This window comes from Pseudomonas sp. K5002, from assembly GCF_013386655.1.
Taxonomy (GTDB): domain Bacteria; phylum Pseudomonadota; class Gammaproteobacteria; order Pseudomonadales; family Pseudomonadaceae; genus Aquipseudomonas.
On record NZ_JACARK010001596.1, the window covers coordinates 1 to 335 of the forward strand.

General features: G+C 66.3%; 1 protein-coding gene. It reads left to right on the forward strand.

What is annotated here, in order from left to right; translation table 11 throughout:
- On the forward strand, window positions 1-335 hold a 335-nt coding region (locus HX846_RS38170; RefSeq protein WP_178967573.1), incomplete at both ends, for a SulP family inorganic anion transporter.

The following is a 335-nucleotide window of genomic DNA, read 5'->3' on the forward strand; positions in this document are numbered from 1 at the left end:
CGGCCTGGCATGGTCTCCGGGGCCGCCGGCTCGATGGCGGTGGTGATCGTCGCGCTGGTGGTGCAGCACGGCGTGCAGTATCTGTTGGCCACGGTATTACTGGGCGGGTTGATCATGGTCGCCTTCGGCCTGTTGCGCCTGGGCAAGCTGGTGCGCATGGTGCCGCACCCGGTGATGCTCGGGTTCGTCAACGGCCTGGCGATCATCATTGCCTTGGCGCAGCTGGAGCATTTCAAGAGCGGTGACACCTGGCTCAGCGGCACGCCTCTGTACGTAATGACCGGGCTGGTCGCGGCCACCATGGCCATCGTCTACCTGCTGCCGCGCCTGACCCG